General features: G+C 72.7%; 7 protein-coding genes and 1 pseudogene. 4 read left to right on the top strand and 4 right to left on the bottom strand.

The features are described from left to right. Both ACSNOG_RS30550 and ACSNOG_RS30545 read right to left on the bottom strand, forming a co-directional pair. The coding region (locus ACSNOG_RS30550) for a serine/threonine-protein kinase (RefSeq protein WP_436755951.1) at positions 1–1,209 on the bottom strand (1,209 nt) is incomplete at its 3' end. A 141-nt stretch (positions 1,210–1,350) separates the two neighbouring features. Continuing rightward, the gene (locus ACSNOG_RS30545) at positions 1,351–2,115 is read right to left on the bottom strand and encodes a DUF72 domain-containing protein (protein WP_436755950.1); all 765 of its coding nucleotides are present in this window, start codon (positions 2,113–2,115) and stop codon (positions 1,351–1,353) included. 133 nt (positions 2,116–2,248) lie between these two features. Here ACSNOG_RS30545 and ACSNOG_RS30540 point away from each other — a divergent pair, with 133 nt between their 5' ends. The 3 genes and pseudogenes from ACSNOG_RS30540 (at position 2,249) to ACSNOG_RS30530 (ending at position 3,746) form a co-directional block, all read left to right on the top strand. Beyond that, positions 2,249–2,674 (top strand): HIT family protein, encoded by a 426-nt coding sequence (locus tag ACSNOG_RS30540; RefSeq protein ID WP_436755949.1) that lies wholly within the window; start codon positions 2,249–2,251, stop codon positions 2,672–2,674. A 137-nt stretch (positions 2,675–2,811) separates the two neighbouring features. Beyond that, a pseudogene (locus ACSNOG_RS30535) lies at positions 2,812–3,444 on the top strand (phosphoribosyltransferase); the annotation flags it as partial. Positions 3,445–3,470: 26 nt separating this feature from the next. Beyond that, positions 3,471–3,746 (top strand): DUF1876 domain-containing protein, encoded by a 276-nt coding sequence (locus tag ACSNOG_RS30530; protein ID WP_436755948.1) that lies wholly within the window; start codon positions 3,471–3,473, stop codon positions 3,744–3,746. 51 nt (positions 3,747–3,797) lie between these two features. Here ACSNOG_RS30530 and ACSNOG_RS30525 read toward each other — a convergent pair whose 3' ends face one another. Then, a complete protein-coding gene (locus tag ACSNOG_RS30525; RefSeq protein WP_436755947.1) occupies positions 3,798–5,084 on the bottom strand; it encodes an erythromycin esterase family protein in 1,287 nt (428 codons plus the stop codon). A 182-nt stretch (positions 5,085–5,266) separates the two neighbouring features. After that, positions 5,267–6,616 carry a radical SAM protein gene (locus tag ACSNOG_RS30520; RefSeq protein WP_436755946.1) on the bottom strand — a complete coding sequence of 450 codons (1,350 nt, stop codon included), beginning with the start codon at positions 6,614–6,616 and terminating at the stop codon, positions 5,267–5,269. A gap of 307 nt (positions 6,617–6,923) precedes the next feature. On the opposite strand from ACSNOG_RS30520, the gene ACSNOG_RS30515 reads away from it, so the two are divergent. After that, a complete protein-coding gene (locus ACSNOG_RS30515; RefSeq protein ID WP_436755945.1) occupies positions 6,924–8,348 on the top strand; it encodes an amino acid permease in 1,425 nt (474 codons plus the stop codon). The last annotated feature ends 58 nt before the right edge of the window (positions 8,349–8,406 follow it).

The following is an 8,406-nucleotide window of genomic DNA, read 5'->3' as shown; positions in this document are numbered from 1 at the left end:
GACGGGCGTGGGGGCCGAGGTGGGGGCCGGCGTCCGGAAAGGGACGTACGCCGGTACGGGCGCAGGCGGCGGATAGCCGTAGGCCGGTGGCGGATAGCCGTAGGCCGAGCTCCCTGCCGCGCCACCGGGCCGGCCGGGCGACCCGGTGGCCGGAGTGCCGGAGGGCGTCCCCGCGGGCGTACCGGAGGGCGGCGATCCGCCGGGCGAGCGGGCGCCGGAGCCGTACCCGTACCCCGCTCCGTAGCCCGACGCGTAGCCCGCTCCGTAGCCCGATCCGTAGGTGGTGCGGGGGTCGGGAGGCGGCTGCGGGGCGGGGGTGGCAGGCGTCGTGGGGACGTATCCGGCGGGCTGTGCGCTCCCCAGGTCGGGCTGCGTGAGCATCCGGCCGGAGGCGACGGCGTCCAGGAGGCGCTGCGCCTCGGTCGAGCCCATGCGGGTCTGCGGGTCCTTGCGGAGGAGCCCTTCGAGGAGGGGGGTGAGGGGACCGGCGCGCCGCGGCGTGGGCAGTTCGTCCTGGACGACGGCCTGCAGGGTGCCGAGCGCCGACGTGCGGCGGAAGGGCGAGACGCCCTCGACCGCCGCGTACAGCGTGGCGCCCAGCGACCACAGGTCCGACGGGGTGCCGGGCCGCTGTCCCAGGGCGCGCTCGGGTGCCAGGTAGTCGGGCGAGCCGACGAGGTCGCCGGTGCGGGTGAGCGTGCCGGAGCCCTCCACCAGGGCGATGCCGAAGTCGGTCAGCACGACGCGGCCGCTGGGCTCCAGCAGGACGTTGGCCGGTTTGACGTCGCGGTGCAGGACGCCGGAGGAGTGCGCGCTGCGCAGGGCCTGCAGCACCATCGACCCGACCTTGGCGGCCTCCTTCGGGGTGAGGACGCCCTCGTGCTGCAGGATCTCGGCGAGCGACCGGCCGCGGACGAACTCCATGACGATCCACGGGCGGCCGTCCTGCTCGACCACGTCGTGAACGGTGATGACGTTGGGGTGGCTGATGCGGGCGGCGGCGCGGGCCTCCTGTTTCAGGCGTGCGTAGAGGGTGCGGACCTCCTGTTCGCGCAGGTGGTCGGGGGCCCGGACCTCTTTGGCGGCGACCTCGCGGTCGAGGAGCTCGTCGAGGGCGCGCCAGACCACGCCCATGCCGCCGCTGCCCAGTTGGTCGACGAGCCGGTACCGTCCGGCCAGTAACGGGTGTCGCCGCTGCTCTTCGTCCACTCCGTGCGCCCCCCTCCCCGTACGCACGGCACCCCCAGCCGCGCGCGTTTCGGGCCACACTGGCTCGGACGGTGCAACCTCGTTCGGCGTTCCCGGTTCCGCGTACGCCGGAAGCGCGGTGCACGGCGCATCGGTGCGGGCTCAGGCGTGCGCATCCGGAGTGCGGCTCACCGTGCGCCCCAGCCGGCCGGCGGCGCCGGCGAAGGCGACGGCGTCGTGGACGGCCGCTCCCCCGGGGTCGTTGTTGAAGTAGGCGTAGACGTGGGCCCGGTCGGGCCAGGTGTCGGCGATGCGCCCGGCCCAGCTCGCGAGCGCCGCCCGGCCGTAGCGCGGCCAGGGCCGGGCCCGCCCGCTGTGGAAGCGCACGTATCCCCAGGGAGCCGTGCGCCACAGCGGCGTGACGGGCCGCGAATCGCGGTCGGCCCAGCACAGTGCGGCGCCGTGGCCGCGCAGGAGGTCGCGGACCTCGTCGGTCCACCAGGAGTCGTGGCGGGGCTCGACGGCCACGCGGACGCCCTCGGGGAAGCAGCCCAGCGCGGTGTCCAGCAGGGCCGGGTCGGCGCGCAGGGTGGGCGGCAGCTGGAGCAGGACGGGGCCCAGCCGGTCGCCGAGCGCGGAGGCGTGCCGCATCAGCCGCTGGACCGGCTCCTGGGGCTCGCGGAGACGTTTGATGTGGGTCAGGTAGCGGCTGGCCTTGACCGCCATGACGAAGCCCGCAGGCGTGCGGTCGTGCCAGTCGCCGAAGGTCCCGGGCGGCGGCAGCCGGTAGAAGGCGTTGTTGTTCTCGACGGTGGCGAATCCCTTGGCGTACTCCTCCAGCCACAGCCGCTGCGGGCAGCCGTCCGGGTAGAGGACGCCGCGCCAGTCCTTGTACTGCCAGCCCGAGGTCCCGACGTGGAGAGGCATGGGGTGATCCCTGCCCCGGGCGGCCGGGCGCGTCCCGTAGGGCCCGCGAGGAACGCCGGATCGGCGGTGCGGGGAACACCGCGTCGGCGGTGCGCGGGCCGGCCGGGTCCGGTGGCTGCGGTTGACTGGGGGCATGGACGAGGCTGCCTGCATCTTCTGCGCGATCGCCGGGGGCGCCGCGGCCGCCCACCGGGTCTTCGAGGACGGGACGGCCGTGGCCTTCCTGGACGCGAGGCCGCTGTTCCCCGGCCACGTGCTGGTGGTGCCCCGGCGGCACGCCGAGACGCTCACCGACCTGTCCGCGGACGAGGTGGGGCCGTTCTTCGCCCGGGTGCGGCGGATCGCGGGGGCCGTGGAGCGCGGGACGGGTGCCGCCGGGTCGTTCGTGGCCGCGAACAACCGGGTGAGCCAGTCGGTGCCGCATTTCCACGTGCACGTCGTGCCGCGCAACCGCAAGGACGGCCTGCGCGGCTTCTTCTGGCCCCGGGGGCGCTACGCGTCGGACGAGGAGGCGGCGGAGGTGGCGGAGCGGGTGCGGGCGGCGCTGGAGGTGGACTGAGCGGCCTGCGTGCTCGGCGTGGGTGCTCGGCGTGGACGCCTGCCCGGGCTGCCGACGTGGACTATCGGCGGGAATCTGACCATATTGGATGTATGGCTTCCCTCGTTCTCCGGAGCCCCCGGGAGAAGAGGTGGATCATGAGATTCCGCGATCGCGTGGACGCCGGCCGCCGCCTGGCGGAGCAGCTGGGTCACCTGCGCGCCGAGAACCCCGTCGTCCTGGGCCTGCCGCGCGGCGGCGTCCCGGTGGCCTACGAGGTCGCGCAGGCGCTCGGGGCTCCGATGGACGTGGTGCTCGTGCGCAAGCTGGGTGTTCCCTTCCACGAGGAGCTGGGTTTCGGCGCCATCGGCGAGGGCGGCGTGCGGGTCGTCCACAGCGACATCGTCCGGATGGGCCGCGTGGACGAGGACGACCTGGCCGAGGTGCAGCAGCGCGAGGAGGCGAACCTGGCCCGTCAGGCCGAGCGGTTCCGCGGCGGCCGCGCACGGATCCCCTTGCGGGGCCGCACGGCGATCGTGGTCGACGACGGCATCGCCACCGGCGCCACGGCGTCGGCCGCCTGCCGGGTGGTCCGGGCCCAGGAAGCGGCCCGTGTGGTGCTCGCCGAGCCGGTGGCGGCGCCGGACGCGGCGCAGGCGCTCCGCGCGGAGGTGGACGAGCTGGTCTGCCTCTCCACCCCGCCCGTCTTCTACGCGGTCGGCGAGTGGTACCAGGACTTCTCCCAGACCCCGGACGAGGAAGTGATCGACCTGCTGGAGCGCAACAGGGCGGCAACGACGGACCCCGGAGGTGTGTGATGGCGACGGAGAAGATCGTCGAGAGCTCCATCGACATGGAGTTCCGCGAGGCCGGTGCGCTGACCCAGGCGGCGGTGCGGCTGCACATGGACGACGGCTCGGACTTCACCGCGGTGGGACGGTCCAACCGCAACCCCGCCGACCCCACCCAGCAGCGCGTCGGCGAGGAGGTCGCGGCGGCACGCGCGCTGCGCGACCTGTCCGAGCAGCTGCTCGACAAGGCGGGGGTGGACATCGAGGAGGCCACGCACGTGGCGACACGGCTGAACCACTGACGATGACGACGCGGCCGTCCGGTTGCGGACGGCCGCGCACCACGGCCACGGTCAGATGTCGATGCCGTCGGCCACCCGGGACGAGGGGACGCAGAGCATCCCGTCGAAGGCGTCCGCCACCGGTACGGGCAGGTACGCGCTCTGCACGCGGGTCCGGTCGGGGCTGCCGCCGCCCCGCGGTGCCGTGCGCAGCCCGGCGAGGCCGGCGGCTCCGGCCGGCATAGCGTCGGCGAACGCGGCTTCGATGCTTCCGGGTTCGGGGGCCTCCAGCGCCGTGTCGTCGACGGTGAAGCCGAACCGGGCACTCTCCTCCAGCCTCATCTCCGCCGTGCGCCCGCCGACGGACGACACGCCCAGGGCGAAGTAGGCGTCGCCCAGGGCGCGGTGGAGGAACTGCCCCATGGGAAAGGCCGTCGGGTATCCGTCGAAGGCGACGGTCTCCTTCTGGAGGTGGGCGTTGTGGGCCATCAGCACGACCCGGGCGTCCGGTTCGGCGTGTTGCAGGTGCCACAGGACGGACCCGGCCATGTAGGTCTCCCGGGACGAGGTGTCGGCGTCGAGCCCGGTGCCGGCGAAGAGGGCGGCCATGGCCCGGATGGTGTAGTCCGCGTGGCACGCGGCCTCCAGACGCCGCAGCGCGACCTCGTACGCGTACCGCCCGGTGCGGGCGACCTGCAGGGGCTCGGTGGCGCGGAAGCGGATGAGGAGGCGGGCGAGGGCGGCCGTGAGGGCGTCCTGCTCGATGGCGTCCAGCCGCGACCAGGCGGGTGCGGCGGCGGCCGCCGACTCGCCGGCGAAGCGCTCGGCGATCCGGACGGCGGTCTCGGCCTCCGGCAACGCCTCGGGGTCTGCCGCGCGAAGGTGGTCGACCACCGGTTGGAGCGCGGGGAGCAACGAGCCGCCTGCAGCCGGGACGTCGACGCCCGCGAACCGTACGGGCCGCTCCGCCGTGCGGTTGTGCAGGCGCAGCGAGCGCAGGGGTTCCTGGAGGCCCATGGGCAGCGCGGCTCCGCTGATCCGCTCGAGGTCGCCGTCCGGGCCGGCGCCCCGGACCCAGGCGTCGAGGGCGAAGGCTTCGCTGAATCCGTACTCGAAGGCGAGGACGGTGAAGCCGCAGCGCTCGACCAGGAAGCGCAGGAGGCGCCGGCGCACGAGGCCGAACTCGTGGATGAAGTGCGAGCTCTCGCCGACGCCGACGACGCGGGCGTCGCCGATGAGCTCGCGCAGCGGCTCCAGGTCGTCGAGCGGGGCGTCGGGGTCGAGGGTGGTCAGGGTGGTGGCGTGTGCGCGCAGCCAGCGTGCGAAGGGGGCGCGGGCGGCGGAAGGCTGAGCAGGCATGCTGAAGTCTCGTCTCTCGGTGGAGTGGTGTGCGGATGCAGATGCAGATGCAGATGCAGATCACCGATACGGGAGCGCGCCGTGCGGCGGGCTCCCGGAGAGACGTCAGCGGAAGAGCGTGCCCGGAACCATGGTTCGACCCTAGCTGCCGCGGCGAACGCCGGACAAAGGGTTTTCCGCGGTCAGCCGACCGTTTCCGTTGCTGATTCCGTTGCCGTTTCCTCGGCCGGGAGGCTGTCCATGAAGGAGCTCACCGAGAAGACGGCCTGGCCCGGTCCGGGCGGCCCGTAGCCGGGCGGGGAGGACAGGCCGTACTCCTCCAGCGTCGCCCGGTACACCTCCAGCAGCCGCACGTGGTACTCCAGCGGGGCGCCCTCCGGGTTCAGCTTGCCCAGGGGCGTGGTCGGTTCGGGGCACCAGGTGGTGAACCGCGGGACGATGCCGTGGGACATGAAGAACCGCAGCCCCTCCGCCGTGGACGCGATCGCCTCGTCGACGGTGGCGAAGCCGTCCGGGGTCGCCATCTCCACGCCCGCCACGAAATTGGGGATGACGTTGCGGGCGCCGAAGACGTCGGCGGAGTCGAGGATCCGCCGGTGCCACTCGGCGCGGCCGACGTAGCGCTCCTTGCCCGGGCAGTAGAGCTCGAAGAGCCGCTCGTCCCACACCTCGAAGTTGGGGTGGTAGATGCGGATGCCGTAGTCGTGGAAGCGCTGCACGTCGGCCTTGGGCAGGGCCTGGGCGACGACCTTGCCGATCCAGCGGCCCGGGAAGCGCTCCTCGATGGCCTGGGCGTAGCGGCCGTAGAAGTCGGCCTCGGTGCGGCCGGCGACCTTGGAGGTGATGGCGCCGCCGGTCAGGGTGTAGGCCTGGGAGGCCCGGGCGGTGTCGTACCGGTCGATGATCTCCAGCGCCTCCAGCACCTCCTCGACCGGCTTGACGCCGGTGTAGGGGCGGCCGGCGGCCTTGTGCTGGCGCCAGTTGTGGTTGATGTCGCAGTACTGACACTCCTCCTTGGCGCCGAAGTACTGGCACACGCGGAAGACGGTGAGGTAGACGAGGTAGCCCCACTGGATGGTCGGGGCGACCTCCATCACGGACTTCCCGTTGGGGAGCGTCTCGCGGTAGTAGTCGGGCATCGGCGGCAGGCCGACGTCCGAGATGCGCCGCCCGTCGAGGTAGAGGCCCAGGGTGCCGTCCGGTCCGGCCTGGACGCGGTAGGGCGAGGCGGGGTTGACGCGGACGGAGACGACCGTGCGGCGCAGCTCGTAGGGGCCGCCCGTCAGGACGATCTCCTCGGGCGGGCGGCGCAGGGCGGCGGCGCCGAGCTCGGGGAGGGTGCGGTGGTCGAAGGAGAAGATGAAGTACGACTTGGGCTTGATCCCGCCGGTGGCTTCGTTGGTGGTGTCGCTGAGGGCGGAGTCGTCGAAGGCCATGCCTCCGCGCAGCAGGTCCTCTTTGATCACGGCTTCCCGCGGGATGTGCGGGAAGCGCTCCATCAGGCTCTCGATCAGGTGGGTCCGGCCGGTCATCTCGGTGCTCCCCCTCGTGGTTCTGCGTGGCCCGCTTACTCGGGCGTCAGTTTCTTCTGCTTCCCCTGTGGGCCTGGCGCGATCTCTGCGGCAGACTCGCCCTCGTGATCACTGACGCTAGTCCTGCCCGCCGCAGGAGAATCAACCGGGTCCGCAGTTGCGGCGTTTCGCCCCCGTACGCACGGGGCTGCTGCGAAACGATCACCCTCCGTGAAGGGACTGTCCGGATAACGGACGAGTTAACCGGATCTTCGGCCGCCTGCTCATACTCGACATTCCCGATCTCGCATATTGGACAGGCACGACCATGAGCCGGACAACCACCACACCTCCCCCGCAGACGGAGAGCGCCCCGCAGGGCTCGCCCCTGTCGAACGGACTCAAGCAGCGGCACCTTTCGATGATCGCCCTCGGCGGCGTCATCGGCGCGGGCCTCTTCGTGGGCTCCGGCGCCGGCATCGCCGCCGCGGGCCCGTCGATCGTGCTCGCCTACGCCGCGTCCGGCCTGCTCGTGATGTTCGTGATGCGGATGCTCGGCGAGATGTCCGCCGCCAACCCCGCCTCCGGCTCCTTCTCCGTCCACGCCGACCGTGCGATCGGCCCGTGGGCCGGCTTCACCGCGGGCTGGATGTTCTGGACGCTGCTGGTCGTGGGCGTGGCGATCGAGGCGATCGGCGCCGCCCACATCGTGCAGGGCTGGCTCCCGGGCACCCCGTCCTGGATGTGGGTCCTGGTGTTCATGGCCCTCTTCTGCGGCAGCAACCTGGCCGCGGTCTCGAACTTCGGCGAGTTCGAGTTCTGGTTCGCCGCGCTGAAGATCGGCGCCATCGCCCTGTTCCTGATCCTGGGCGCGCTCGCCATCCTGGGCGTCCTGCCCGGCAACGACGCCCCCGGCGCCGCGCACCTCCTGCACGACGGCGGATTCCTGCCCAACGGCATGGACGGCCTGCTCATCGGGCTCCTGGCCTCCCTCGCCGCCTACGGCGGCCTGGAGACGGTGACCATCGCCGCCGCCGAGTCCGAGAACCCCGTCAGCGGCGTGGCCAAGGCCGTGAAGACCACCATGTGGCGGATCGGCATCGTCTACGTCGGCTCGATGCTGGTCATCGTCACGCTGCTCCCGTGGAACGACGGCTCCGTCACCACGAGCGGCCCCTACGCCGCCGTGCTCGACCGCCTCGGCGTCCCCGGCGGCGGCCAGATCATGAACGTCGTCGTCCTGATCGCCCTGCTGTCCGCCATGAACGCCAACATCTACGGCTCCTCGCGCATGGCCTACTCCCTGGTCTCACGCGGCCAGGGCCCCAAGGCGCTGGGCAAGGTCTCCGGCGGCGTGCCGCGGCGCGCGGTGCTCGCCTCGTCCGCGTTCGGCTTCTTCGCCGTCCTGCTGTCGTACTGGTACCCGACCACCGTCTTCGCCTGGCTGCTGAACATGGTCGGCGGGGTCGTCCTCATCGTGTGGGGCTTCATCGCCGCCTCCCAGCTGATCCTCCGCCGCCGCCTGGAGCGGGAGGCGCCCGAGCGGCTGGTGGTGCGGATGTGGGCCTTCCCCGTCCTCACCTGGGTGACGCTGGCCGGCGTGGCGGGCGCACTGGTCCTCATGGGCCTGGAGACCGACACACGCGTCCAGCTGTACTCCACGGGCGGCCTGGCCATCGCGCTGGCCGTGGTCGGCTACGTCCAGCAACGGGCGGCGGCCCGCAGGGACGCGGAGGGCCCTGCGGGCGGCTGAGCCCGGCGCCGCACCCCTTAACGGCGAAGGCCGGCCCCCGTCCCGACGGACGGGGGCC

The organism is Streptomyces sp. URMC 124 (assembly GCF_051386455.1).
Taxonomy (GTDB): domain Bacteria; phylum Actinomycetota; class Actinomycetes; order Streptomycetales; family Streptomycetaceae; genus Streptomyces.
Note: the sequence above shows the minus strand (reverse complement) of the source record. Positions and strands in the feature narration are given on the sequence as shown.

Coding starts and splice junctions, on each gene's coding strand:
- ACSNOG_RS30545 (WP_436755950.1), bottom strand. CDS start 2,115: ATGCCTCTCCACGTCGGGACCTCGGGCTGGCAGTACAAGGACTGGCGC.
- ACSNOG_RS30540 (WP_436755949.1), top strand. CDS start 2,249: ATGGACGAGGCTGCCTGCATCTTCTGCGCGATCGCCGGGGGCGCCGCG.
- ACSNOG_RS30530 (WP_436755948.1), top strand. CDS start 3,471: ATGGCGACGGAGAAGATCGTCGAGAGCTCCATCGACATGGAGTTCCGC.
- ACSNOG_RS30525 (WP_436755947.1), bottom strand. CDS start 5,084: ATGCCTGCTCAGCCTTCCGCCGCCCGCGCCCCCTTCGCACGCTGGCTG.
- ACSNOG_RS30520 (WP_436755946.1), bottom strand. CDS start 6,616: ATGACCGGCCGGACCCACCTGATCGAGAGCCTGATGGAGCGCTTCCCG.
- ACSNOG_RS30515 (WP_436755945.1), top strand. CDS start 6,924: ATGAGCCGGACAACCACCACACCTCCCCCGCAGACGGAGAGCGCCCCG.